25 protein-coding genes are annotated in these 24,582 nt (G+C 52.9%); 22 read left to right on the plus strand and 3 right to left on the minus strand.

Annotated elements, in window-relative coordinates:
• Window positions 1-150 precede the first annotated feature (150 nt).
• From KQX66_RS23940 to KQX66_RS24000, 13 genes are all read left to right on the plus strand, one after another.
• Complete coding sequence (locus KQX66_RS23940) at window positions 151-1,263, plus strand: AAA family ATPase (protein ID WP_216795316.1); 1,113 nt, start codon at window positions 151-153, stop codon at window positions 1,261-1,263.
• Window positions 1,260-2,480 carry a TadA family conjugal transfer-associated ATPase gene (locus KQX66_RS23945; protein WP_216795318.1) on the plus strand — a complete coding sequence of 407 codons (1,221 nt, stop codon included), beginning with the start codon at window positions 1,260-1,262 and terminating at the stop codon, window positions 2,478-2,480. Before KQX66_RS23940 ends, KQX66_RS23945 begins: the two co-directional genes overlap by 4 nt.
• A gap of 35 nt (window positions 2,481-2,515) precedes the next feature.
• Window positions 2,516-3,343, plus strand: a complete 828-nt coding sequence (locus KQX66_RS23950; RefSeq protein ID WP_216795320.1) for a type II secretion system F family protein — start codon at window positions 2,516-2,518, stop codon at window positions 3,341-3,343.
• Between the two features lie 12 nt (window positions 3,344-3,355).
• Entirely contained in the window at window positions 3,356-4,219 is an 864-nt protein-coding gene (locus KQX66_RS23955; protein ID WP_216795322.1) for a type II secretion system F family protein, read from the plus strand.
• Between the two features lie 45 nt (window positions 4,220-4,264).
• Entirely contained in the window at window positions 4,265-4,483 is a 219-nt protein-coding gene (locus tag KQX66_RS23960; protein WP_216795323.1) for a Flp1 family type IVb pilin, read from the plus strand.
• A 15-nt stretch (window positions 4,484-4,498) separates the two neighbouring features.
• Entirely contained in the window at window positions 4,499-5,539 is a 1,041-nt protein-coding gene (locus tag KQX66_RS23965; RefSeq protein ID WP_253957395.1) for a TadE/TadG family type IV pilus assembly protein, read from the plus strand.
• A 39-nt stretch (window positions 5,540-5,578) separates the two neighbouring features.
• Complete coding sequence (locus tag KQX66_RS23970; protein WP_253957396.1) at window positions 5,579-7,852, plus strand: hypothetical protein; 2,274 nt, start codon at window positions 5,579-5,581, stop codon at window positions 7,850-7,852.
• A gap of 12 nt (window positions 7,853-7,864) precedes the next feature.
• Window positions 7,865-8,521: a TadE/TadG family type IV pilus assembly protein gene (locus KQX66_RS23975; RefSeq protein ID WP_253957397.1), complete on the plus strand. Its 657-nt coding sequence runs from the start codon at window positions 7,865-7,867 to the stop codon at window positions 8,519-8,521.
• A 2-nt stretch (window positions 8,522-8,523) separates the two neighbouring features.
• On the plus strand, window positions 8,524-9,048 hold the full coding sequence (locus KQX66_RS23980; protein ID WP_216795324.1) for an A24 family peptidase: 525 nt from the start codon (window positions 8,524-8,526) through the stop codon (window positions 9,046-9,048).
• Window positions 9,049-9,085: 37 nt separating this feature from the next.
• Window positions 9,086-10,750, plus strand: a complete 1,665-nt coding sequence (locus KQX66_RS23985) for a DUF6382 domain-containing protein (RefSeq protein ID WP_253957398.1) — start codon at window positions 9,086-9,088, stop codon at window positions 10,748-10,750.
• 3 nt (window positions 10,751-10,753) lie between these two features.
• On the plus strand, window positions 10,754-11,650 hold the full coding sequence (locus KQX66_RS23990; RefSeq protein ID WP_216795327.1) for a PP2C family protein-serine/threonine phosphatase: 897 nt from the start codon (window positions 10,754-10,756) through the stop codon (window positions 11,648-11,650).
• 72 nt (window positions 11,651-11,722) lie between these two features.
• Window positions 11,723-13,282: an ABC-F family ATP-binding cassette domain-containing protein gene (locus KQX66_RS23995; protein WP_216795329.1), complete on the plus strand. Its 1,560-nt coding sequence runs from the start codon at window positions 11,723-11,725 to the stop codon at window positions 13,280-13,282.
• A 48-nt stretch (window positions 13,283-13,330) separates the two neighbouring features.
• Window positions 13,331-13,621: a Dabb family protein gene (locus tag KQX66_RS24000; RefSeq protein WP_216795333.1), complete on the plus strand. Its 291-nt coding sequence runs from the start codon at window positions 13,331-13,333 to the stop codon at window positions 13,619-13,621.
• Between the two features lie 24 nt (window positions 13,622-13,645).
• On the opposite strand, the gene KQX66_RS24005 is transcribed toward KQX66_RS24000, so the two are convergent.
• On the minus strand, window positions 13,646-14,077 hold the full coding sequence (locus tag KQX66_RS24005) for a DUF2269 family protein (RefSeq protein WP_216795335.1): 432 nt from the start codon (window positions 14,075-14,077) through the stop codon (window positions 13,646-13,648).
• A 134-nt stretch (window positions 14,078-14,211) separates the two neighbouring features.
• The gene (locus tag KQX66_RS24010; protein WP_010494096.1) at window positions 14,212-14,541 is read right to left on the minus strand and encodes an ASCH domain-containing protein; all 330 of its coding nucleotides are present in this window, start codon (window positions 14,539-14,541) and stop codon (window positions 14,212-14,214) included.
• 86 nt (window positions 14,542-14,627) lie between these two features.
• Here KQX66_RS24010 and KQX66_RS24015 point away from each other — a divergent pair, with 86 nt between their 5' ends.
• The 3 genes from KQX66_RS24015 (at window position 14,628) to KQX66_RS24025 (ending at window position 19,405) form a co-directional block, all read left to right on the plus strand.
• Complete coding sequence (locus KQX66_RS24015; RefSeq protein WP_216795336.1) at window positions 14,628-15,689, plus strand: M42 family metallopeptidase; 1,062 nt, start codon at window positions 14,628-14,630, stop codon at window positions 15,687-15,689.
• Window positions 15,690-15,721: 32 nt separating this feature from the next.
• Window positions 15,722-17,638 carry an ABC-F family ATP-binding cassette domain-containing protein gene (locus KQX66_RS24020; protein ID WP_216795337.1) on the plus strand — a complete coding sequence of 639 codons (1,917 nt, stop codon included), beginning with the start codon at window positions 15,722-15,724 and terminating at the stop codon, window positions 17,636-17,638.
• A gap of 153 nt (window positions 17,639-17,791) precedes the next feature.
• Window positions 17,792-19,405, plus strand: coding sequence for an ABC-F family ATP-binding cassette domain-containing protein (locus KQX66_RS24025; protein WP_216795338.1), 1,614 nt, complete (start codon window positions 17,792-17,794; stop codon window positions 19,403-19,405).
• Window positions 19,406-19,510: 105 nt separating this feature from the next.
• Here KQX66_RS24025 and KQX66_RS24030 read toward each other — a convergent pair whose 3' ends face one another.
• A complete protein-coding gene (locus KQX66_RS24030; protein WP_216795339.1) occupies window positions 19,511-19,735 on the minus strand; it encodes a hypothetical protein in 225 nt (74 codons plus the stop codon).
• 95 nt (window positions 19,736-19,830) lie between these two features.
• Between KQX66_RS24030 and KQX66_RS24035 the strand changes: the two genes are divergently transcribed.
• The 6 genes from KQX66_RS24035 (at window position 19,831) to KQX66_RS24060 (ending at window position 24,582) form a co-directional block, all read left to right on the plus strand.
• Window positions 19,831-20,211: a thioredoxin family protein gene (locus KQX66_RS24035; protein ID WP_216795340.1), complete on the plus strand. Its 381-nt coding sequence runs from the start codon at window positions 19,831-19,833 to the stop codon at window positions 20,209-20,211.
• 46 nt (window positions 20,212-20,257) lie between these two features.
• Window positions 20,258-20,641: a kinase-associated lipoprotein KapB gene (kapB, locus tag KQX66_RS24040; RefSeq protein WP_216795341.1), complete on the plus strand. Its 384-nt coding sequence runs from the start codon at window positions 20,258-20,260 to the stop codon at window positions 20,639-20,641.
• Window positions 20,642-20,662: 21 nt separating this feature from the next.
• Window positions 20,663-22,051, plus strand: a complete 1,389-nt coding sequence (locus KQX66_RS24045) for a sensor histidine kinase (protein WP_216795343.1) — start codon at window positions 20,663-20,665, stop codon at window positions 22,049-22,051.
• Entirely contained in the window at window positions 22,052-22,711 is a 660-nt protein-coding gene (locus KQX66_RS24050; RefSeq protein WP_216795345.1) for a response regulator transcription factor, read from the plus strand.
• A gap of 135 nt (window positions 22,712-22,846) precedes the next feature.
• The gene (locus KQX66_RS24055) at window positions 22,847-23,926 is read left to right on the plus strand and encodes a Gfo/Idh/MocA family protein (RefSeq protein WP_216795347.1); all 1,080 of its coding nucleotides are present in this window, start codon (window positions 22,847-22,849) and stop codon (window positions 23,924-23,926) included.
• 5 nt (window positions 23,927-23,931) lie between these two features.
• Window positions 23,932-24,582, plus strand: a complete 651-nt coding sequence (locus KQX66_RS24060; RefSeq protein ID WP_036685561.1) for a trimeric intracellular cation channel family protein — start codon at window positions 23,932-23,934, stop codon at window positions 24,580-24,582.

The following is a 24,582-nucleotide window of genomic DNA, read 5'->3' on the forward strand; positions in this document are numbered from 1 at the left end:
GGTTTTCCTGTCAGTGTGTGCTTTTTTGTGTTTCTAAGGGGGGAATTTGAGAGCGTGTGATCAATGAAGCACAGGGAAGAAGTATCGAGGTAAAAGGAGATACCGCAGGAATAAGCTTGGGGCGCAAATACGATGGAGGGGGTGCCGCGGGTGGCTAAAATTATGCTGGTACTGTTGGACGAAGATGTGTATTTTGGCGAGATGCTGTCCGCCTACGTCCGTTCGTCCGAATATGCGGAGCGGTTCAGTATACGCGTGTTTACGTCGATAGACGAAGGAGTCCGGTTTGTAGAACAAAACAAAGAATCGCTGATTATTATGGTTCACGAATCGCTTACGCCGCTGCCTGACGCCGTATTCGGGCTAAAACCGGGATGTACGGTTGTGATCAGCGATTCGGCGAGAGAGGGCGGACTGCTCGAATATCCGGTTATGTTCAAATACCAGCCGCTGGACAGGCTGTTATCGGGCATTACCGCGCATTACAACGAATTTTGCGCAGGCGAGCCGCTGCGGGGAAACCGGGGAGCAAAGACGGTCGCCGTTTATGCGGGCGTCGGCGGAGCGGGCAAAACAGTAACGGCGGTTCATTTGGCGTACCAGCTTGCCCAGCAGGGGGAACGTGTCTTCTGTTTGGGATTAGAGCTGCTCCCATCCCGTGCTTGGTATGTCCAGGCAGGAGCGGAGGAAATGGAGTCGTTTTCCCAGCTTTTATACTATGCCAAGACGGCCCCAGCGCTTATTTCTTCCAAGCTGGAAGGGCTCAAAAGGAAACATCCCGACTGCAAGTTCGACTACGTTCCTCCGTCGATGCACCTGAAAGAGTTGGCGGAGATGGAGGCGTCCGATCTGAAGCACATTTTACAAGGGATCGAAGCCACAGGGATGTACGACCGTATCGTCATCGATTTGGACTCGGCGCTGCATGCTGTGACAAGGGAGGCGATTCAAGGGGCTGACCTCGTTTTATGGCTGCTGCTGGACAACTGCGTACATTTGAGCAAAAACGCCGAGCTCTTAAGAAGCTGGACTGCCGGGGAGCGAACGACAGACTGGCTGCATCGGGTGCGGTTCGTACATAACAAAAATGCCGGACAGACGGTGAACCGATTCGAAACGTACGGATTTGCGCATCGCAGTGAGTTGCCTTACGTCCCCGAATGGAAAGGTGTTGGGCGAGTGGAGGACATGATGTCGTCAGCCTTTGCCTTGGCCGCTGCCGGTTTGGTTCGAGCCGACGGGGAAGGATCGCGGTACAGATGAAGGACGTCGCCGTAAAGCAACTGATTAAACAGCGCGTACAGGACAGCTTGGATTATGGAAACGCCTTGTCGGACGAGCAGTTGATGGAGCAGATTGAGCAAATCGTGTTTGCTTACTCCAGAGAATCATTTTTGACCGCGGGGCAAAAGCAGACGTTGGTTCAAGAGGTGTTTCACTCGTTCCGCGGTTTGGACGTACTCCAGCCGCTCGTCGACGATCGGACGATTACTGAAATTATGATCAATTCCCATGACCAGATCTTCGTTGAAAAAGACGGCCGCGTGCTGGAGACGGAGATCCGATTTGAAAGCAGGGAGAAGCTGGAAGATACGATTCAAGCGATCGTCGGCCGGGTCAACCGGATTGTGAACGAGTCGACTCCGATCGTCGACGCACGGCTTGCGGACGGCTCCCGCGTCAATGTCGTCCTGCCGCCGATTGCGTTGAAAGGCCCGGCGATGACGATCCGGAAATTTCCGGAACACCCGATGACGTTGGACGATCTGATTGCACGTCAGGCCCTTACGCGCGAAGCGGCGGAGCAGCTTATCCGCTTCGTCAAGGCAAAATACAATTTATTTATCGGAGGGGGGACAGGCTCGGGGAAAACGACATTTCTCAATGCTCTGGGACAATATATTCCGCCGGACGAACGTGTCATCACGATCGAAGATTCGGCCGAGCTGCAAATTCGCGGCGTGCCAAACCTCGTCAGCCTCGAAACTCGCAATGCCAATACGGAAGGAAAGGGCGGGATTACGATTCGAGATTTGATCCGCTCATCGCTGCGGATGCGGCCGAATCGCATCATTGTCGGAGAGGTCCGGGGCGCGGAAGTCTTGGATATGCTGCAGGCGATGAATACCGGTCATGATGGAGCGTTATCGACCGGCCATGCCAATTCGGTTCAGGATATGCTGAGTCGTTTAGAGACGATGGTATTAAGCGGGGCCAGCCTGCCGGTTGAAGTCGTGCGCAAACAAATCGCATCGGCGATCGACATAATGATCCACTTGACCCGTCTTCGCGACCGTTCCAGACGGGTGACGGAAATTACCGAAGTTATCGGGGTCAACGAAGGGGAGGTGAAGCTTAATCCGCTTTTCCGGTTCGTGGAGACGGGCGAAACGGCGGAAGGCAAAGTAATCGGGCAGCTTGAGTCTACCGGGAATGCCCTAGAAGGGACTTGGAAGCTCGAGATGGCAGGCTTGATCTAACAAAACGATGGCAGGAAAGGGGGAGGATATCAAACATGAGCAAATCGGCTTTCGGCCTTTTGCGCGCCTTTACGGGGTTTTCTTTCGGCACGAAGTCGGCACCTGCGGCTTCCAAAGCAAAGCTTCCGGACTATAACGAATACCACCTGACGTGGGGACAAAAGGCCGCTGCTACCTTTTACGGTGCAGCCATTATGGCGGGGATTGCTATGGTGTTTTATAAAAATCCGTTGATTGCCGGGGTTTTTGCCTTAACCGGGTTTTATTATCCCGGCATGCGGCGCAAGGCCATCATTGCTAAAAGGAAGGCACAGCTTAAACAGCAGTTTAAACAAATGCTTGCTTCGCTGGCCTCTTCCATGGGGGCGGGCCGCTCGATCGAATCGTCTTTTAACGAAGCGCTTGACGATTTACGGATGCTGTATCCCGATACAGGAGCGATGATTGTACGAGAGCTTGAGCTCATCATCTGGCGGCTGCAAAACGGAGAAACCGTCGAGGCATGCCTGCTCGACTTCAGCCGTCGGGCTCACATCGAAGAGATCGGCCAGTTTGCGGACGTGTTCGTTATATGCAAGCGGACGGGCGGCAGTCTGATTCAGGTGGTTCGGCGAACGGCAGTCATTATCCAAGAAAAATTGGATATCGAACAGGACATCCAGGTGGCATTGGCCCAAAAGAAATTCGAATCCAAAGTGCTCACGGTTGCCCCCGTCATTCTCATTGCAGCACTCGCTTGGACGACGCCGGATTATATGGAACCGCTGTATGAAGGTGGAGGCCTGTTTATCATGACCGGTGCGCTCGGGGTATTGTTCGGCTGCTTTGCCTTGGCGCAAAAAATTATGAATATAAAGGTGTGAAGCGATTTGTGGATGCTCGCGCTATTGCTGCTGGAGCTGTTCGCCGTTGCCGGTGCGGCTTGGGCAGGATTTCCAAAGTATGCTCCATGGGTCCGCGACGAGCGAGGTCTTTCTCGGTCAGATGTGTTCTATTGGCTCGCCCCGGCAGGCTTATGGTTTATGGACCGGGCGAAGCTAGCCGATCGACTATCCGAGCCGCTCGGCAAGGTGCATCGCGTCATGATAGGACTATATGGAGCGAAACCGGCGATCACGGAAACGAAATGGTTTGCAGCCAAGACGCTTATTATTGCTTACGGCCTGATTATTTTGAGTACCATGGCCGGTTTGGCTGCCGGAGAAGCCGAGATGCTGCTTTATAGTCTGCCATTGATCATCTTTGTTCCGTTTCTGATGTACAAACAAGCAGCCGGGGAGCTTAAACGGAAGAAACAGTCCATTTTAATTGAGCTTCCGGAAATATTGAACCAGTTGATGCTGCTGGTTGGCGCAGGCGAAACGGTACCGCAGGCCCTGGTACGGATTGCGAATGGAAAAGAGACTATCGGCAGTCCGTTAATGGCCGAATTGAAAGAAACCGCTCACGCCCTTAAGGTGAACGTGTCCTTTTCCAAAGCGATGGAGGACTTCAGCAAGCGGTGCGCAATGCAGGAGGTTTCGCTGTTTACGACAACGCTGCTGTTGAATTACAAGCGGGGTGGTGACGAACTGGTAATGGCCTTGAGGGAATTGTCCGTCAACCTGTGGGAGAAGCGCAAGGCGCTTGCCAAAACGCTTGGTGAAGAGGCGGCGTCCAAGCTGGTATTTCCGATGGTCATGATATTTTTCGTCGTCATGGTTATGGTAGCAGCCCCTGCTTTAATGATGATGAACTAATCGTGCAACAGATATAGTCTTGCGACAATAGAGGAGGAAAAAGAAATGGAAGCTTTGAAAACGGCGTGGCAGCGGTTTTGGAAAGAAGAAGACGGACTTGGTACGCTTGAGATTTTGTTAATCATTGCGGTGCTGCTCATTATTGCGATTGCTTTCCGAAAGTGGATCACGAAGTGGATGGAAAGCTTGTTTAACGATGCCAGTAAAGAAATAAAGGATTCCAAAAATGTAAATATCGACGATAGCAAGTTAGGCACGCCCTGACCTTGGCATGATGACATGACAGTGCTGATGAGATTTATCCACAAACGGTTGTTCGTTATAACGATCCGCCGATTTTTTGCCGGTCATTCCGGTCAATTTACGATTGAGGCGTCCCTGACGCTTCCTGTCATTTTAATCGCGACTTTGCTGCTTATTTTCTTATCGCTCTTTGCCTATCAGCAAGCTTCCGTTCATTACACGGCGGCATTGACGGCGGATCGGACGGCTTACATTTGGGATAACAGCAGAAAAGATCCGGTCACCGGATCGGTTGGGTTGGGGCAAACGGATGGTTTGTACTGGCGGCTGACGACCGACCATTTGATGAATATATTCAGCTTTTTGCTCCCTATCTCTCCGGCTTCCGTTCAGCTTCCGGTATCCGGCCACGCAGCCGGTCAAAGCGGCCCTGTAGGCAAACTGTCCCGAGCCGCTGGCAGTCTGCCGGGGCAGCTGCGTGGAGAGATCGATTATACGAATCATGGATTTCTGCGCTATGTTCGCGTCGCCTTGGAAAAAAAGTTTCACTTTCCTTCCTTTGCACAGAAATTTTGGGGCAAAGAGGCTGATGTGGAGACTTCGTCCAAATCTTACGTCATTGACCCGATCGAAACGATCCGGTTGACGGATCTGACCCGAACTTTTATTGGTGAAATTCAAGGACGAATCAAGCCGAAGGATGCGCTGAAAACGATGGTCGACCCGAAGACCTCAGTCAAAGAACCGGTAAAAATCACCTCGGAAATTGAAGCTGCCGAGCATTTACGTGGCTTGGTTGGCGGGATAAGCAAGAAATTTAATTTGACCCCTGAAACCATCCGGGTTGTCGATGCCTTGGACGCTTCCGGTGTGGCGCACCAGGCCTATTACACCTTTAATGAAAAAAATTTGCGAGAGCAGATGGCAAAAGACGTGGAGTTGCTAAGGCAGGGCACTCAAATTAAAGGCGTGGTATGGCATTTTTTTAAGGTGTCGAAGAACGATAAAATGAAGCTGACTCAAGGGTTGAAACGCGAGCTGGAACAAAAAGGAATTGTTGTCGTGCTTCATGAGTAATGGGTGGGGGAATCCGGAGGTGAATTTTTGAGGAGGTTGTTGAAGCTATGGAAGGAGCAAAGCGGTGCCGTATCGATCTATTTGATCATCATTCTTGTTCCTTTGTTTCTGTTGTGCGGGCTGCTGATCGATGTCGCGAGGTGGAAGACCGCGGATAAGGAAGCCGAGAATGCCGTAAAATCCGGGGTTCGCTCGACACTTTCCGCTTTTTCTCCGGAGCTGGCAGCCTACGGGTTGTTTGGTACGGATCTGACCGGAAGCAAGGGGGACGGGATTTTCAAGCAAACGGTAGCCGGCAATTTGTCCGGCGCTGCGGAGCCTGGTCAATTCCGTTTTATCGATCAACGATTGGAAGAGGATTCGACAAAGATAACACCGATCTACGCTCTGTCCAGTCATACGATCTTCAAGCAGCAAATTTTGGAGGAAATGAAATACCGGGCTCCGATGATTTACGCACTTGAACTAACCGACAAGTTCAAAAAAACAGGCCTCGATGCCCAATTGAGTCAGGCTTCGAAATTCGCCGAAAATGCGGTTAAAGTAGAAGAGCTCCTGGAGGAACGCGATCGTAGATTGGATGAAGCTTGGGACGTCTTTCAAGCGATACGTCAAAAATCTGAAGTGTTGCATCCGCATTACGATACGCAGCTTCGCGATTTGAACACACTAAGTGAGAAAATCGGCATCCATACGCTGGAAAATATCCAGGCTTCGCTGCAGTCGGCGCAAGCTACCCTGAAGACGTTAAACGATCAAATCAAGCAAATCGACGGTTCGATCATGTCTTTGATCCAAGGCGGCATAGGTGCCGCCGATTCGATCCGGGAGCTGAATCAGACGAAAAACGAATTGCAGCGTCAAGCGGCGGAAGCGGCGCAGAAGGTAGCAGAGTTCCAACAGCTGTTGGACGATTTTACCAAATACGCCGCTCTGCTCGGATTGTTGAAAGGCGAGGCAGCGCTCGATGATGCGGCGCTCTCCAAACATAAGGATGCATTCTTGGAAGCGATGAAGCTGGCTAAAAAAGCAAATGATGACTTGAATACGGAAATCAGTAAAGTACGGCAGCCAAAAGGTTCGGGTCAGCAGCTAAAGGCTGAGGACGTCTTCAACTTTGTGCATTTAATCGACCGCCAGGAACTGGAACAGTGGGAAGCGGGAGTAGGAACGGCGGCAGCCCAGTTTTCCAGCGTACGGGTTCAGCTTGAAGATAACCTTATGTTTACAAAACAAAAATACTCTACGACTACAGCAGCGTTGAATGGATTCAAAACGAAAGTGGATGAATGGTACGCCAAACAGAATAAGGTCCAAACCGAACGTCAGAGCAAAAACAAAGCGACGGCAGCGGCTAAACGGGAGCAAAGGGCCAAGGCGCAGCCGATTCTGGACGAGTTTCGGCGAACGATCGGCAGCTGCTCTCTTGTATCGAATGCCGACCCGTATGAGGAGAGCTATCGCAAGCTTCAGGGCGATCCGAAGACGGCTGGCAGCAAAGGCTTTTATCAGACGTATTTGGAAATGAACCAAGCTGTTGGGGCAATTTCACCTGTATCGAATGTTAATTTGAAAACAGCGGATCAGGCAGGGTCCAGCTCTTTGAAGCTGGTTTCAGCACTGGAAGGGGTGTTGACGGATGTGCGGGACGAGTTTTATATCGATGAATTCGCAGTCAGCAAATTCAGTTACCGGACACTTGGCTTGGAAAAAGATGCTTCCGGCAGGCCCAAAACCTCCAAGGAGCTATCCAATCCCGCAGGCCATGAATTAACCAATCAGGAAGTTGAATATTTAATTTACGGTTCAACTACATGCAGCGGCAATTATTCGTCGGCGTACGCGGAGATGTTCGCCGTACGGCTGGCAATCGGAACGACCGAGGCGCTGCTTGAGCCGCGCAACGAAGTGCTCGCCGCCGGTTCGCCGCTTCTCGTCTTGGTGGCCGCGGTGACGGAAGGCGCAATTCGGGCACAAGCAGACATGATGAAACTCGTTCAGGGCGAACAGGTGCCACTGTCACAGAAATTGAGCGGGGTAATTACATTAGGATATAAAGATTATTTGAGGTTATTTTTGCTGCTTCATAGTCGTGAGTCGGTTCTGTTGTCCCGGATGCAGGCGCTGATCGAGTTAAACACAAAACAGAAGCTTTATGAAATGACTACGTATGTTTCCGGTGGAGCTACAACCTCATATCGGCTTTGGTTTTTACCTGTAATCATGAAGCTGGTGGGTAAAAGCGGGTTCTCCGGCTGCGAGGTAAGCGGTAACCGCTGCCGAATGACCAAAACGGCAGACTTTACATATTAGGAGGCCAGTATTTTGCGATGGACGAAAGAGCAGAGAGGAAGCATCACTCTTGAGGCGGCGCTCGTGATGCCCTTTTTTCTGGCATTTCTTCTGCTGCTGATTGCGTTTATTCGCGTATCTTTGGCCGAGATGGCACTGCAGTCTGCCGTCTCGGAATCGGCTAAAGTCATTGCTGCTAACATGTATCCGGTCGAGCTGTTGTACCGACAGGGGCAAGCGCGATGGCAGAACAGCCAAGCCAGCGTTTGGTTAGGTAACGTGGTCACCCAACTGGAGACGGCGAGACAGACGGTCATCGATTCCGAACAATTCGTGGAGGATTATGGTAAATGGATTCCTGAGCCTATGGTTCGTTTTGTCGCTTGGGAAAAAGAACGAAGAGAACAGTTGGAAGCGCTTGGAGGTTCGGCAAAGGACGAAGCGAAGAAAAAGGTGGAGCAGAGGGTTGCGGAAGCAGCGACGCCAATGATTGCATCGTTTGCCGATATGGGAAAACTTGATCGAAGTAAATTCAAAGTCACCTCTCTTCATTTTCCAAACTTTGATGATCGGGAGAAGGCTTATGTTGCTATCGAAGCCCAGTATGAGTACACGTTCGCAGTCCCTTTTTTTAAGAAAACCGTCATACTTCGAAAAAAAGCGCAGGAGCGCGCATGGATAGGGGGATAAGCATGCCCGGTATTTGGTTTGCTGCGGTCATGTTGGCCGTTGCGTTCGTTACGGATATCACGAAACAAAAAATTCCGAATTGGCTCACCGTGACGGGAGCAATCTCCGGATTGATTTTCCATTTGGCTTCGACCGGTTGGAACGGGCTGGCGTTTTCCGCTGCAGGACTGGCCTGCGGCTTTGCTCCGATGCTCGCGTTATACGTGCTTCGTGCAGTGGGTGCTGGAGACGTCAAGCTGTTTGCTGCGCTGGGAGCCTTTACCGGGGCGGTGTTCTCTCTCTACGCCATGGCAGCCTCACTCATATGCGCGGGCCTGATCGCGCTGCTTGTGCTGTTATGGCGCAGCGACGGCGTTCAACGGCTGACCCATGCGGGATTTTTGCTTATTCAGCTCGCCGCGTTCCGCAAGCTGTCTATATTAAAGTCCGATCCTGCATCCGACGGCAGGCTCCGTTTTCCATTCATGTGGGCAGTGCTGCCGGGCGTCATGATTACGATCATTCAATGGGAATCATTCGGCATTTAATGTGATGAATAAAAACTAAAAGGAAAGGAGAATGACGTTGGACCAGCAGCTATACGGCCTGAAAGTCGATTTCGACAACCGGAACGGTCATTTTATGGTACTTTCTTCACCGACCGGGATAAAGCAGCAAGACCTCTCGAGCTTTCAAGTCAATATGCTGTCGGCTAACCGGATTCCGCGGCTGCTCGAAATTCAGGTAGAGGCGAGGAACGGTGATGTATGCTTGTATTATGCCATTACCGGCAAACGAATGCTCAGCCACTGGCTGCGAATGGAGATGCTTTCGCTCGCCCAATATTATGCGCTGCTGCTGCATATTGTCGAAGTGCTTGACGACAGCAAGGTATACATGCTCCAGCCCGGCAGGTATGTTCTAAAGGAGGAATACATTTATTGCGGGGCCGGTTTTCAAGATTTGTATTTAACTTATATCCCTAAGGAACATTTAGAGGGAAAGGGACCGGTTTCTTCAGATCTCCAACATCTGGCGTCGCGTTTGATTCAACGGGTAACCGAACTCCAGGGAAGCGGATTTCAAGAACTGATGCGTTATTTGCAGGAGGAAGCATTCAATTTGCCTGAGCTTAAACATTTGCTCTTGAAGCAAATCGGTCTTTTGCAGCATGTATCACCCGCAGGACCGGAAGTGGCGGGGATGACGGCTCCGTCACAGCGTGTTTTCGGAGCTTCCGTTCATCCGGAGCCTGCGTTATTTCATAGTGAGGAGCAGCCGTTTAATGATCCCCTGGGAGCGGTGCGCAACGAGTATTCGGTATATGAGCCAGTTGGCGGACAGATACCTGTATCGTCCCCGCCACATCATTCGTCAGAGCCCGGAATGTCCAAGACCGAAGCAGCAGCCAAAGCAAGGCCTGAATCTCGTAAGAAGCAATTGTTCGTTATTTTACTTACCGTTCTCGCATGGTGCTTCGTTTGGAAAATGTATTTTGACGATCCAAGCGACACAATGCTTTGGATGTGCATTGGTTTGACGCTGATCTTCACGGCGGGAGCATTGTTATTGTTTCTCAGAATGGCAAAGACTTCATCCGTGGAGCCGAAACAGGGTGCGCCGGGTTTGTCCTTTGAGTCCAACAACGAAAAATTGCCTGAGCCGGGTCGCGGGGATCAGGCAAGCTTTATGAGCCGTGTCGGTTTGGCGTCGCCATCGCCGATTAGTTTTGCCGCTCCGGGAGATCCGGTTACGCCGGACGCAGGACGTTCCAGGGAGCCGGACCCGATTTTTTCTCCGGCAACTGGATACAGCCAATTGTCGCATGGAGAGACGCAGCCTCATGAGATACAGCCCCAATCCTCGGATCTCGCGATGCGAACAACGCTGCTTGCTCCGCAGGACGCAACGGTCTTTTTAGGCAAAGCGCCGCGGCCCTCGGATGGTTCATGCGCATGTTTGGAGGTTTATCGCAATGGCGTCAGGGAGCAAATACAGCTCCATAAAAACAGCTTCGTCATCGGACGCGCCGGAGCGGGTGCGGATTGGGTGCACGAGGAAGCGGGCGTGTCCCGCTTGCATGCCGAATTTGTAAAGGATGACGAAGGCTATGCCGTCAAAGATTTAGGATCGCGGAACGGAACAACTGTCAATGGCGAATCTTTGGTGCCTTACCGGGTGCATCGATTGAAGGAAGGTGATATAGTTAAGATCGTATCGACCGAATTTACGTTTAAAATGGGGTTCTGACGCGTGAAACCGACGATTGCCGTCCATTTTCAATATGGATCCGCCACGCATACGGGATGGTTCCGTACAATTAATGAAGACCGCTCGCTGCTGCGAGTGGGACAGACAGTGAAAGGCATTCCGTATGCCGCTGCCGCGCTCGCCGACGGGATGGGCGGCTCGGAGGACGGCGCGCAAGCCAGCGAATTGGCCATTCGTCGGTTGAAGGAGTGGCTTGACGCCAAGGCCCCCGATTTGCTTTCCACAGGAGACAGTCTGAAAAGATTGGAACGCGAGGCGGAAGCATGGTTTCTTGCCGTTCACCGGGAGTTGGTCGAAATAGGGCGGGGCAGCGGCGGCCGTCTCGGCACGACATTGACGCTCTTGCTATTAACGGATGCCGTCTACTTCATAGCACATGTCGGGGATTGCCGGATTTACTGGTTAACGCCGGCAAGCCGATGCAAGCGGCTGACCCGCGATCATACATGGGTATCCGCCCAAGTCCGCCGCGGGCGAATGTCCGTACGGCGCGCGCGAAGTCATCCCAAGCGCAATGTGCTGCTGCATTCGCTCGGCATGGGAGAACTGCCTGACGTCTACATTCGCTCGGGATATTATGCCCCGGGCACATTATTTTTGTTGAGCAGCGACGGTTTTCACGATCGGTTTCTGCCCAGATCGATTGCCGCGCTGCTGCGTACGGCGAACAGTAAGGGCAGCGACCTGCAGGAAATGTGCGACTTGCTGTTAACAAAAGCGTTGCAGCGAAAATCCGACGACAATATCAGCGTTGTGTTGCTCAAGCCTGTGACGGGGAGAAAGAACGCGAAAGAACGGCTGCGATTACACTGCGGACTATGGCTCCGCCGACTTTATCGCTGCGGCCGCAAGCTTCTGTCAAGTCTATCATCTGGATAACTTGCGCCTACTGATGTTATAATGAATTGTCGAGCGCGAATTATTTTCATAGACAGGAGATTCCGAAATTACATGAGCTTGTTGACGGTGGAAGAATTAAGCCACAGCTTTGGTGGCAGGGTATTGTTTAAAAATGTTTCGTTTCGCCTGCTTCCGGGAGAGCATGTTGGATTAGTAGGTGCCAATGGCGTCGGCAAATCGACGCTGATGAATATTTTGACGGGCAATTTATTGAAGGATTCGGGGAAGGTCGAATGGACCCCCAAAGTAAATTATGGCTATTTGGACCAACATACGAAGCTGACACCAGGGAAAACGGTCCGCGAAGTGCTTAAGGACGCTTTTCTGCCTTTATTCGAACTGGAACAGGAACTCAATGGGATCACCGAACAGATGGCCGACGCCGATCCGGACCAATTGGAGCTGCTGCTTGAGCAAATGGGCGAGATTCAGGACCGGTTGGAAAATAGCGGTTTTTATCTGCTTGACGTGAAGGTCGAGGAGATGGCGAACGGATTGGGGCTTGATGCGATCGGATTGGACCGCGACGTGGCTCAGCTTAGCGGGGGACAGCGGACGAAGGTACTGCTGGCCAAGCTGCTGTTGGAACAGCCGACGGTGCTTCTGCTCGACGAGCCGACCAACTATTTGGACGTCGAGCATATCGACTGGCTGACGGATTACTTGCAAAACTATCCGTACGCCTTCATGCTGATATCCCATGATACCGAGTTTATGAACAAGGTTGTAAACGTCATTTATCATCTGGAGTTTGCCAAGCTGACGCGTTACACCGCTAACTACGAAAAATTTCTGCAGATGGCAGATATCAATAAACAACAGCATATCGATGCTTATGAGAAGCAGCAGGAGTTTATCAAGAAGCAGGAAGATTTCATTCAGCGCAATAAAGCACGTTATTCAACGTCAGGCCGGGCAAAAAGCCGCCAAAAGCAGCTTGACCGAATCGAGCGGATCGACCGCCCCGAGGAGGCGGTAAAACCGACCTTCGTGTTCAAGGAATCCCGGGCAAGCGGACGCATTGTATTCGAGGGTAAAGACCTGGAAATCGGCTATTCCCATGCGCTGTTACCTAAAATGAATGTCACGATTGAACGCGGCGATAAAATCGCTGTCGTGGGATGTAACGGGGTCGGGAAGTCGACGCTGTTGAAGACGATTTTGGGCAAGATCCAGCCGTTTGGCGGATCGACGTTTTTGGGCGACTTTCTGTACCCTTCTTACTTCGAGCAGGAAGTGAAAGCGCCGAATTTGACGCCGATCGACGATGTGTGGAATGAATTCTCACATATGAATCAGCATGAAGTTCGGGCTGCGCTAGCCCGGTGCGGGCTTAAAAACGAGCACATCACCCGGCCGCTGAGCAGCTTGAGCGGGGGCGAGCAGGCGAAGGTTCGGCTGTGCAAGCTGTTGATGCACGAGAGCAACTGGATTGCGTTTGACGAGCCGACGAACCACTTGGATGTAGCGGCCAAGGACGAACTGAAGCGCGCGCTGAAGGAATATAAAGGGACGATCGTACTTGTATGCCACGAGCCCGATTTTTACGAGGATTGGGTAACGAAGGTATGGAATGTTGAGGAATGGTCCGCGGCCAAAGCAGGCAGGTAAGGACAAAACCTCCGACGAATTCGATTTTGAAAAAGGGGACTGGAATCGATGCTTACTCATATCGTATTGTTCAAATTAAAAGACCGCAGCCCGGAAGCGGTCAAGCGCACGTATGACGTTCTGGTGAACATGGAAGGGAAAATCCCAGTGCTTCGCCATCTGGAAGTCGGTATGGACGTGCTTCACTTGGAGCGTTCCTACGATATCGCGCTTATTACGAAATTCGATTCCCTCGAAGATTTGAAAATGTACGATACACACCCGGTGCATGAAGAAGTGAAGGCGCATATGAAGCAGGTGCTTGACGGAACCAGCATTTGCGTCGATTTCCAAAGCTGATTCCGGACTAGCTTCTGCAAGGTATTACCATATCATCGGCTTCATGATCATGAGCCACAGCATGACGAACAGGACGAACAAATATAAATAAAGCGACCGGCTAAGCTTGCGGAGAAGCGCCTGACGGTCGTGTTCCGGTTCGCGCAGCTTGCGGATCGTTGGAGAGAACGCACGGGCCATGAACAACAGCGACGCGAACAGGACGACGAAGGTGCCGAAAATCCACGGGGTCGTCCATGGCCAGCTGCCAAGCCACATCAGAAGCAGCCCGGAAGCGACGAGCACGTGTCCGGCATGCTTGGATAAACGAACGACGAAGCGGAAGGAATCGAGGTAGGAGTGCAGCAGATCGCCATCGGCGGTTTTTAACCTGCGAAGCATCGGTATCAGCACGAAGAACGGTCCGATCGATACCATGGCACTGACGGCATGAATGAATACAAGCCAGGAATACATGGTCAACAACCTCCACAACGGTAGCTGAAAATCGTAAAGAAAAAGAAACAGTGTAGCAAAGGCACCTGCAGCAAGCGGACCCGGCTTGGCCGGGGAGCCCGCGGCAAGTACCGAGGCTACACTGTTTTGCCGTATTACACGGCGCGGAATTCGTGGACCCACACTTTCATGTGCGGAAGCCACGGCATGCCCGCATGCATGGACAAAATATAATTTTTGTAGGCCTCGACCGACTCGTATCCTTCCGTCTTTGCATGCTCGTCGGTCAGCTCTCCGAGAGATTGCTGATAAACGTTCGTCACTTCAAAACGGTGGCCGTTCAACTCCATGATTTCGCCCGGATCGGCATAACGTCCGTTGCGGCGGGTGGCCGTTTTTTCTCCGCGGAGCACTTTATCGATATCTTCTTGAACGGTGACCAGACGGTCGATACTACAGGTTTTTGGCGGCAATGGTTGAGACATATTGATATGTACCTCCTTGGTTATTAGATCCATTCCGTAGCTTACCTTAAAATGGTTTGAGAAGCAAACGAACGGAGGCAGATTGTATGAAGTGGGATATCAACGAAACGTATATGATGCAGGTGCTGGACATGCTGCTCTCGACGCCGAGTCCGAGCGGTTTTTGCAGCAATATCATGGGCAAGCTGGCCGCCGAAGTGGAGAAGCTGGGGTACCCGATCAGCTTCACGCCTAAGGGCTGCGGAATTATAACAGTCGAAGGCCGGCAAAAGGACCGGGTAATCGGCTTGTTCGGTCATGTCGATACGCTCGGAGCGATGGTACGTTCGATTAAGAGCAACGGCACGCTGCGGTTCACGCTGATCGGCGGCTATATGATGGGTTCCGTCGAAAACGAATACTGCCGCGTGCATACCCGTGACGGACGAACCTACGACGGTACGATCCTGTCGACCAAGCCCTCGGTACATGTCTTTCCGGATGCGCGAGATTTGAAGCGGGAAGAAGCGGTTATGGAGGTGCGTCTGGACGAACCGGTCAAGTCGGCGGACGATGTCAAAGCGCTCGGTATTGGTACGGGGGATATCATTTCCTTCGACCCACGCGCCGAGTTCAAAACAAATGGCTTTATCAAATCCCGTCACCTGGACGATAAAGCGGGTGTTGCCGCCCTGTTCGGGCTGCTTGAACTGCTTAAGCGCGAGGCTATCGTACCGTCCTGCACGCTTAAGATTATGATTAGCGTATATGAAGAGGTCGGCCACGGCTCGGCTTGGATACCGGGAGACATCAGCGAGGTGCTCGCGGTCGATATGGGCGCAATGGGGGAAGATCTGAATTGTACGGAGTTCGACGTCTCGATCTGCGCCAAAGATTCGTCCGGGCCTTACGATTACGCAATGACGTCGAAGCTGATCGAGCTGGCGAAGCGCGACGGATTGAGCTACGCGGTCGATATTTACCCGCAGTACATGTCGGATGCTTCCGCTGCGCTTCGCGGAGGAAGTAACATTCGCGCCGCTTTGATCGGCCCGGGCGTTCACGCTTCCCACGCGATGGAGCGGACGCATAAGGACGCCGTGCGGCATACGGCTTCGCTGCTTGCCGCTTACGTGACGGAGCCCGCCGAACCTTACGGCAATCAATAAACGCAAGCAACGGCGAGGAGGCTTGAATCCGCTTGAACATCATGACGGTAGAAGATTTATATAAAAGCTACGGCGAGAAAGTTTTATTTGACGGCATTCACTTTCAGATCAACGAAAAAGAACGGATCGGGCTCGTCGGCGTAAACGGCACGGGCAAATCGACCCTGCTGAAAATCATGGCTGGACTCGAATCGACGGAGCGGGGAAAGCTCATCCATGCGAACCACTTCCATGTCGAGTATTTGCCGCAAAATCCGTCGTTCGATTCTGACTCGACCGTGCTTGAGCAGGTGTTTTACGGCGATACGCCGATGATGCAGGCGTTGCGGGAATACGAATGGGCGCTTGCCGAGCTGCAGCTTGCCCCAAAGGATGAAAAACGGCAGGCGAAGCTGTTCGCCGCGCAGCAGCGCATGGATGCGACAGGCGCATGGGACGCCTCGACGACGGCTAAGACTGTGCTGACCCGGCTCGGCATCCGTGATTTCGGCCAAAAAGTCGGTACGCTTTCCGGCGGGCAGCGCAAGCGCGTGGCGATGGCGCGAGCGCTGATTCAACCGGCGGATCTGCTCATCTTGGACGAGCCGACCAACCATATTGACCATGAAACGGTGCAGTGGCTGGAAGAATTTCTTGCGAAGTGGCGAGGCGCGCTGCTGCTCGTGACGCATGACCGGTATTTTCTCGACCGGGTGACGAACCGGATCTTCGAGCTGGACCGCGGCAAGCTGTACAGCTACGAAGGCAATTATGCGGCATTTCTGGAGAAAAAAGCCGAGCGGCTGGAGCGCGAGGCAGCCGAGGAAGACAAGCGGCAAAACCTGCTGCGCAGAGAGCTGGCTTGGCTTCGGCGAGGCGCCAAAGCCCGGACGACAAAACAGAAGGCGCGCGTGGAGCGTGTCATCGAGCTGCGCGACCGTAAGGTGGACGGACCCGCCGCACAGATGGACATTTCGCTCGGTGCAAGCCGGCTCGGCAAAAAAATCATGGAGCTGGAAGACGTCAGCAAGTCGTTCGAACAGCGTAAAATCGTCGACAATTTCAGCTATATCGTTTTGCCTGAAGATCGCATCGGCATTATCGGACCGAACGGGACCGGTAAATCGACGTTTTTGAACATGCTGGCCGGCCGACTGGAGCCGGATGCGGGTTCGATCGTAACCGGACCGACGGTGAAGCTGGCTTACTATACGCAGGAAAGCGTCGAGATGGACGAGAAGCAGCGGGCGATTGATTATATTAAGGAAGCGGCCGAGGTGGTGCGAACCTCAAGCGGCGAATCGGTTACGGCGGCGCAAATGTTCGAACGCTTCCTGTTTACGCCTGCCCAGCAATGGACGCCGATCGGCAAGCTGTCCGGAGGCGAGCGGCGTCGGCTGTATCTGCTGCGCACACTGATGGGCGAGCCGAATGTGCTTTTGCTGGACGAGCCGACGAACGATCTGGATATCCAGACGTTGACGATCTTGGAAGAGTACCTGGAAGATTTTCCGGGCGTAGTCATCACCGTATCCCATGACCGTTATTTCCTGGACCGGACGGCGGATCATCTGTTCGTGTTCGAAGGGGAGGGCCGCATCCGAAGGTTTTTCGGCAACTATACGGAATATTTGGAAGCGTCCCGAAGCGAAAAGCAGGCGGCAGCGGAGGAACGGCGCGAAACCAAAGCGGCTGTCGAAACGGCTCAGACGCAGCAGCGCGAATCGAACCGTCCCCGCAAGCTCTCCTACAAGGAGCAGAAGGAATGGGACGAAATCGAGGATAAAATTGCCGGGCTCGAGGATCGTTTGGCGCAGGTTAAGCAGGACATCGAGAACGCAGGCAGCGATTATACGAAAGCGCAAGAGCTGTTCCAGGAAGAGCAGGAGCTGACACAGCGGCTGGAGGAAGCGATGGAGCGCTGGACCGAGCTGTCCGAGCTGGTCGAAAGTATCGCACAGAACAAGTAACGAAGCGTTTCATCGGTGCGGCTGGCCAACTTGGGCGGCACAAAAAATAACATCCAGTGGGAAGACGCGCCAATTTATGCTATAATATACGTTTGGAAGCGGCTTTACACGGGCTGATCGCTTTATTCTATCGCGAAAGTAGGTTTTAAACAGATGATTACGGTAACAGGAGTCACCTTAAGATACGGTAAACGGGCACTGTTCGAGGATGTAAACATTAAGTTTACCCCCGGCAACTGCTACGGTTTGATCGGCGCGAACGGAGCGGGCAAATCGACATTCCTGAAAATTTTGTCCGGCGAAATGGAGCCGAACAAAGGCGAAGTCAGCATCACTCCGGGCGAGCGCATGGCAGTTCTGAAGCAGAACCATTTCGAATATGACGAAGTGGATGTGCTCAAAACGGTCATGATGGGACATGCGCGCTTGTTCCAAATCATGGAGGAGAAAGACGCTTTGTATGCAAAGCCGGATTTCTCCGAAGAGGACGGTATGCGTGCGGCTGAGCTGGAAGGCGAATTCCAGGAGCTGGACGGCTGGCAGGCGGAATCGGACGCGGCGGAGCTGCTGATCGGTCTTGGCATTTCCAAAGACCTGCACGATGTCAAAATGAAAGAACTCGACGGCAACCAAAAAGTCCGCGTCTTGCTAGCGCAGGCGTTGTTCGGCAACCCGAACATTTTGCTGCTTGACGAGCCTACGAACCATTTGAACATCGAATCGATCAACTGGCTTGAAAATTTCCTTGCCAAATATGAAGGCACCGTCATTGTCGTATCCCATGACCGTCACTTCCTGAACCAGGTGTGTACGCACATTGCGGATATCGACTTCAGCAAAATTCAGCTGTACGTCGGCAACTACGACTTCTGGTACGAATCCAGCCAGCTGGCTTTGAAGCTGCAGCGCGAGGCCAACAAGAAGGTCGAGGAGAAGCGGAAAGAGCTTGAAACGTTCATTCAGCGCTTTAGCGCGAACGCCTCCAAGTCGAAGCAGGCGACTTCGCGTAAGAAGCTGCTGGAGAAGCTGACGCTCGATGATATCAAGCCGTCGACCCGGAAGTACCCGTTTATCAAATTTACTCCGGAGCGGGAAGCGGGCAAGCAATTGCTTCAAGTGGACCGGCTCAGCAAATCGATCGACGGTCAGTTGATCTTGAACAATATCAGTTTTACCGTAAACAAAGGCGACAAAATCGCCCTCGTCGGCCCGAACGGGATTGCCAAATCGACGTTGTTCCAAGTGCTGACGGGCGAGCTTGAAGCCGATGCCGGCGAGTACAGCTGGGGCGTGACGACGACGCAGGCGTACTTCCCGAAAGACAACTCGGCTTATTTCGATACGGACATCAACCTGGTTGACTGGCTGCGTCAATATTCCAAGGATCAAGACGAGTCTTATATCCGCGGCTTCCTGGGCCGCATGCTGTTCTCCGGTGAAGAGGCGCTTAAGAAAGCAAGCGTGCTGTCCGGGGGCGAAAAAGTGCGCTGCATGCTGTCCAAAATGATGATGAGCGGCGCCAACGTGCTCATTCTGGATGAGCCGACAAACCACTTGGATTTGGAGTCGATCACGGCGCTGAACAATGGACTGATGGATTTCGACGGAACGATTTTATTCGTATCCCATGACCATCAATTCGTGCAAACCGTGGCGAACCGGATTATCGAAATTACGCCGAACGGCCTGATCGACAAGGTCATTACTTATGACGAATACTTGGAAAACGATGAGATTAAAAAGCAGCGCGACCTGCTGTATGCTTAATTTCCATCCCGAGCTTGTCCGAAACAACGGTTCCGTATAATTAAAAAAGGATGAGCCGCAGGCCTGAAAAGGCTGTGCTCATCCTTCTTTTCCAATCGCGGCCGGTCAGCTTCCGCCGGTACGCCGGCGTTGGTTGTTCGGCTTTTTGTTGTTTTGGCTTTTCATCACGGATGCGTTTCCGGCACGCAGTTGGCCGTTGCCTTTAGCGTCATGCTGGGCTTGCTTCTTTTGTGCGAGCTTGTTTTTAATCGCATCCGCCAAGCTGACTTTTTTAGGCTCGCCTGCGGTTTGTGGTTGCTCATTCGAATTTTGGTTCGTTGTGTCCGACATTGTTTAACACCTGCCCTATACCCTGGATAGTACTATTCTACCGGATAGGTCCCTCTGGAAGCAATAAGCAAATCGGTAGGGGAGGGATTGAAACTATGACGCTCGAGGAATGGTCGGAAAAAGATCTGCTTGCATGGACGCTTGCTCTGACCGAAGCCGTAGAACCGGAATTCCCCGAAAACGCGGCTGGAGGCCACTTGGCTCATGCGGAGCCCCGGTACGTATTCTTCTACACTCCGCTGTGCGGCACGTGCAAGGTAGGCGAGAGGATGCTGGAGGTCGTCACGGCGTTGAATCCGCGGACTCCCATGGGCCGCTGCAACATTAATTTCTCGCCGGTTCTGGCGCGGAGTTGGCAAATCGAAAGCGTACCGTGTCTGGTGCGGTGGCACCGAGGAACAGTCGCAGATAAGAAATACCGGTTTGACGACGTACAGGAGCTGCACCGCTGGATAAATGTTCCTGTGAATGGCTGATGAGGCCTTTCTGACTTATAACAAGGAAGGGAGTCGTATCTATACGATGCTGGAATCTATGTTAACTCCCGGAACGATGGTCCGGGCTTCCTACAAAACAGGCGAATACATCGGCGAGGTGGTCGAGCTGTCGCCTACCGGTAAAGTGGCCGTTAAGATTGCCGCAGTTGTGAAACACCCGACGCAAGGAGATTTGCACAATCCGATGGACCCGGATGTGGCGTTCTTCCATCAACGGCGCGCGCTGGCCTATCAGGAGATTGCGCTTATGCCGCCGAACACGGTCCGGCCGTACCAAGGGACGGTGCCGGATTACCGCGAATCGCTGCGGCAGGCCTTGGTGCAGGAGCGCGAGCAGCTGCAGCGGACGGTTCGCTGGGCCGAGCGATGTCTCGAAGAATTGGACCGGCTCGAGGGAGAGTACGCTTAAGACGGAAGGGATCGGGTTGTCATGCTGTTTGTTTTTATCGGCCTATGGACGATCGGGCTGCTCCTGATCGTCACCGATCCGAAGCGGGCGACGACACAATGGATCAGCAGCATCGCCTTTACCGGCGGCTGCGGGGGATTGTCGGCGGTAATTGCGGACGATCTCGTGCCTTATTTGTTTGACCGCGGCCTGTTGACGATGCCTGTGGCGGTACTGCTTGCCAAAGCCGAGCTCGCCAGTTCATTGATGTGCTACTTCGGCTTGCCTTATACGTTTTTGATGTTCGCCATTGTTTATTACCCGGATTATCCGGTGTGGCCGTGGAAACGATGGATTCCGTGGGCGCTGGTGGTTCTTCCTGCCTTCTCCTTTGTGCTCGAACCGAAACCTGGCGATCCGATCCCTTTTTACTTTGTCACCCCTTGGGCGGCGCCGTACATTGTGGCAGGCGCCGTTTTATTGATCATGGCGCTGCTGAAGGAGAAAAATTCGTTTCTCCGCCGCAGTCGGATGCTGACGACGCTTGCGGCTGCGCCGACGCTGGTGTTCGCTTTGTTTACGCTTTATTTGCTGCCCACCTTCTTCGGTTTGTACGAATGGTGGCGCTATAACATATGGGTAATCGCACTCACCCTGGCCATCATTGTCGGATCGAGCTTCCGCTACGGATTTATGGGTCTACAAATCTCGATACGTAACCAGAAGCTTGATTATACGCTGCGCGCGATTACGTCCGGGACGTCGATTTTGAACCACGCGATCAAGAACGATGTCGGCAAAATCCGGCTGTTCGGCGACAAAATCAAATCCGAGGCGGCAGCCGGACGAACGGACCCGGATCAAGTGGTACAGGATATGGAAGTCATTTTGTCCGCTTCGCAGCATATTTACGATATGATCTACCGGATTCAAGGACAAACGCAGGAGATCAAGCTTCAACTGGAGGAGCTGGACCCGCGTGAGCTGATGAGGGACTGTATCCGCACGTTGTCTCCGGAGCTGCATAAGGTCGAGGTTCGCGAGCAGTATTTGACGGAGGAGCGGATTGCCGCGGACCGGGCGCAGTTGGCCGAAGTGTGGACCAACGTGCTGACGAATGCTATTGAAGCGATGCCGGACGGAGGCGTCCTGACCATACGCTTGACGGAAACGAAGCGCAAAGTCGTTGTGGAAATGAAGGACACGGGCCCCGGGATGGACAAGTCGCAGCTCAAGCGCGTCTTCGATCCGTTCTACACGACCAAAAGCGGTAAAAAAATGAACTTCGGCTTGGGACTTTCTTATTGTTATACTATAGTTCAGAAGCACAAAGGCACCATGAACATTCACAGCAAGCCGGGCCAAGGAACGAGCGTCTTCATGCAGTTTCCGAAGCAAAAGCGGCTTCCGGCGGGAAGGGAGTTAATTTGAATGGAGCATCCTGCGATTCGCGTCGTCATTGTCGAGGACGATCCGGACTGGCTGCGCGGCCTGCACAGCTACTTGCAGAAGGAGCCGGATATCGAAGTGGTGGGTCAGGCTTCGTCCGGTGAAGCGGCTGTCGAGCTGCTGGAAAAGACGGAAGCGGATGTCGTTCTGATGGACGTCATGATGTCCGACAGCCCGGAGGGACTGTGGGCCGCAGCGGAAATCGTCAAGTGCAGCGGGGCACGCGTCGTCATGCTTTCTTCGATGGAGGAGAAGGAAATCATTTTCGAAGCGTTCAAGGCCGGCGCCGTCGATTATATGGTGAAGTCCAACTTCACGGAAATTCCGCAGACGATCCGCAGTGCGTACGCCAACCGAAGCTCCATCCATCCGAGCGTCGCCGCACAGATGCGGGAAGAATTCCGCCGCCTGAAGCAGCTTGAGCACGAGGTGCGGGTGAGAGAGCTCAAAAATTTGCTGACGCCGACCGAAATTCAAGTGCTCGATTTGATCGAAAAAGGTCATACCCAAACGCAAATCGCCGATAAATTCGTTGTCTCGATCCGGACGATCAAAGTGCACGTTGGGAACATTTTGAAGAAACTGGGCGGAAAAAGCAGCAAGGAAGCGGCACAAAAAGCAAAAGATATGGGCATTTTGTAAGCTGCCCGAAAAGCGGCTGCCACAGGCGTAAAAACCGGAAGGACGCCGCTTTTTTTCGTTACAACTTGCCTGAAGTTTGTGGTATAGTGAAACTGTTTGAGAACATAGAAAACCGTCAGCGAAGGAGCCTAACGCATGAGCGCAAACGACAAAATACAAATCGGCGTCATCGGCGCCGGCAACATCGGCAATGTACACATTCAGGAGTTTTTGCAAATCCCGGACGCCGCGGTAACGGCCGTGACGGACGTCTACCAGCCTATGGCGATCGCGCGGGCGAAGGAATATAATATTCCGAACGTTTACGCAACCTATCAGGAGCTGCTGCAGGACCCAAGCTTGGATGCGGTCATCGTAGCCGTCCCGAACGACGCTCATGCCCCCATTGCTATTGAAGCGCTTCAAGCCGGCAAGCACGTTCTGCTTGAAAAGCCGATGGCCGTTAACGCTGCTTCCGCCAAAGAAATTGTCAAGGCGCACCTGAAGTCGGGAAAAGTGCTGATGATGTCGCATCAGATGCGTTGGGAATCGCTTAACATGCAGGTGAAGGAACAAATCGACAAGGGCGCGCTCGGCAGCATCTATAATGTCAAAACCGGCTGGCTGCGCCGCAAAGGAATTCCGGGCTGGGGCACTTGGTTTACGCAAATGCATAAATCCGGCGGCGGACCGCTGATCGATATCGGCGTGCATATGCTGGATTTGTCGCTGCACTTGATGGGCAGTCCGAAGCCGGTCTCCGTTTTCGGGACGACGTATGCCGAGTTCGGACCGAAGAAGCGGGGTATCGGTACTTGGGGTAAGCCGGACTGGAACGGCTTTTATGACGTTGAAGATCTGGCGACCGCTCTTATCAAGCTGGATAACGGCAGCACGCTGTCGCTTGATGTAAGCTGGGCGGCCAATACCGATTTTATCGATAATGGACCTTATATTTACCTGATGGGCTCCGAGGGAGGCGCTTCTCTGCGTGCAGGAAGAGGGACGCTGCATACCGAGCTGTTCGAGCGGACCGCCGACGTAGAGTTGACGGTGGATTCGAACGATGAAGGGCCTCGTCAGCGCATGAGCCGTCATTTCCTTAATTGCATCCGGGAGCACCGCGAGCCGCTCACATCCGCGATGTCAGGTCTGACGAACAGTTTAGTGCTGGAAGCGATCTATGAGTCGTCCCGTACGGGTCAACTCGTTACGCTGGATTGGAGCTTGGATTAACCCTTATGGATGAACTGCTTCAAGTAAATTTGCAATTATTCAGCATTATCGGCACGATCGCGTTTGCTATTTCCGGCGCGGTCGTTGCCATGGAAGAAGAATACGATATTCTCGGCGTTTTTGTACTTGCTTTTGTGACGGCGTTCGGCGGCGGGGTCGTCCGGAACTTGCTGATCGGCATACCTGTCAACACGCTTTGGACGCAGGGACTTTACTTGAAAACGGCGCTCATCGCGGCGTTTCTTGTTTTTATCGTTCCCGTCAGCTGGATTCGCCGCTGGAAAACGTGGGAATCCTTGTTCGACGCTATCGGCTTGGCGGCTTTCTCCATTCAAGGGGCACTGTATGCGGTTCAGATGAATGCTCCGCTAAGCGCCGTCATTGTAGCGGCGATGATGACCGGAATCGGCGGCGGGATTATTCGCGACGTGCTGGCCGGACGGAAGCCGCTAGTACTGCATGACGAGATCTATGCGGTTTGGGGCATGCTGGCAGGATTTCTGATTGGAATCGGCTGGTTCCAAGGATCATGGCCGCTGCTCGGACTATTCGCGCTTATTGTTATTTTGCGGATGCTGTCGGTGGTGTACAAATGGCGGCTGCCGCGGCGTACGCTGCGGCTTAATGAGGAATCCAAGCAAGCTAAGGGGGCTTAG

Source organism: Paenibacillus oleatilyticus (genome assembly GCF_018998565.1).
GTDB lineage: Bacteria > Bacillota > Bacilli > Paenibacillales > NBRC-103111 > Paenibacillus_G > Paenibacillus_G oleatilyticus.

Bases quoted from the DNA above. Each gene is read 5' to 3' on its own strand.
- KQX66_RS23950 (WP_216795320.1), top strand. From the start codon at position 2,516: ATGAGCAAATCGGCTTTCGGCCTTTTGCGCGCCTTTACGGGGTTTTCT.
- KQX66_RS24050 (WP_216795345.1), top strand. From the start codon at position 22,052: ATGGAGCATCCTGCGATTCGCGTCGTCATTGTCGAGGACGATCCGGAC.
- KQX66_RS24005 (WP_216795335.1), bottom strand. From the start codon at position 14,077: ATGTATTCCTGGCTTGTATTCATTCATGCCGTCAGTGCCATGGTATCG.
- KQX66_RS23960 (WP_216795323.1), top strand. From the start codon at position 4,265: ATGGAAGCTTTGAAAACGGCGTGGCAGCGGTTTTGGAAAGAAGAAGAC.
- KQX66_RS24030 (WP_216795339.1), bottom strand. From the start codon at position 19,735: ATGTCGGACACAACGAACCAAAATTCGAATGAGCAACCACAAACCGCA.
- KQX66_RS24060 (WP_036685561.1), top strand. From the start codon at position 23,932: ATGGATGAACTGCTTCAAGTAAATTTGCAATTATTCAGCATTATCGGC.
- KQX66_RS24035 (WP_216795340.1), top strand. From the start codon at position 19,831: ATGACGCTCGAGGAATGGTCGGAAAAAGATCTGCTTGCATGGACGCTT.
- KQX66_RS24000 (WP_216795333.1), top strand. From the start codon at position 13,331: ATGCTTACTCATATCGTATTGTTCAAATTAAAAGACCGCAGCCCGGAA.
- KQX66_RS24025 (WP_216795338.1), top strand. From the start codon at position 17,792: ATGATTACGGTAACAGGAGTCACCTTAAGATACGGTAAACGGGCACTG.
- KQX66_RS23955 (WP_216795322.1), top strand. From the start codon at position 3,356: ATGCTCGCGCTATTGCTGCTGGAGCTGTTCGCCGTTGCCGGTGCGGCT.
- KQX66_RS24045 (WP_216795343.1), top strand. From the start codon at position 20,663: ATGCTGTTTGTTTTTATCGGCCTATGGACGATCGGGCTGCTCCTGATC.
- KQX66_RS23980 (WP_216795324.1), top strand. From the start codon at position 8,524: ATGCCCGGTATTTGGTTTGCTGCGGTCATGTTGGCCGTTGCGTTCGTT.
- kapB (WP_216795341.1), top strand. From the start codon at position 20,258: ATGCTGGAATCTATGTTAACTCCCGGAACGATGGTCCGGGCTTCCTAC.
- KQX66_RS23965 (WP_253957395.1), top strand. From the start codon at position 4,499: ATGACAGTGCTGATGAGATTTATCCACAAACGGTTGTTCGTTATAACG.
- KQX66_RS23945 (WP_216795318.1), top strand. From the start codon at position 1,260: ATGAAGGACGTCGCCGTAAAGCAACTGATTAAACAGCGCGTACAGGAC.
- KQX66_RS23995 (WP_216795329.1), top strand. From the start codon at position 11,723: ATGAGCTTGTTGACGGTGGAAGAATTAAGCCACAGCTTTGGTGGCAGG.
- KQX66_RS24010 (WP_010494096.1), bottom strand. From the start codon at position 14,541: ATGTCTCAACCATTGCCGCCAAAAACCTGTAGTATCGACCGTCTGGTC.
- KQX66_RS24015 (WP_216795336.1), top strand. From the start codon at position 14,628: ATGAAGTGGGATATCAACGAAACGTATATGATGCAGGTGCTGGACATG.
- KQX66_RS24055 (WP_216795347.1), top strand. From the start codon at position 22,847: ATGAGCGCAAACGACAAAATACAAATCGGCGTCATCGGCGCCGGCAAC.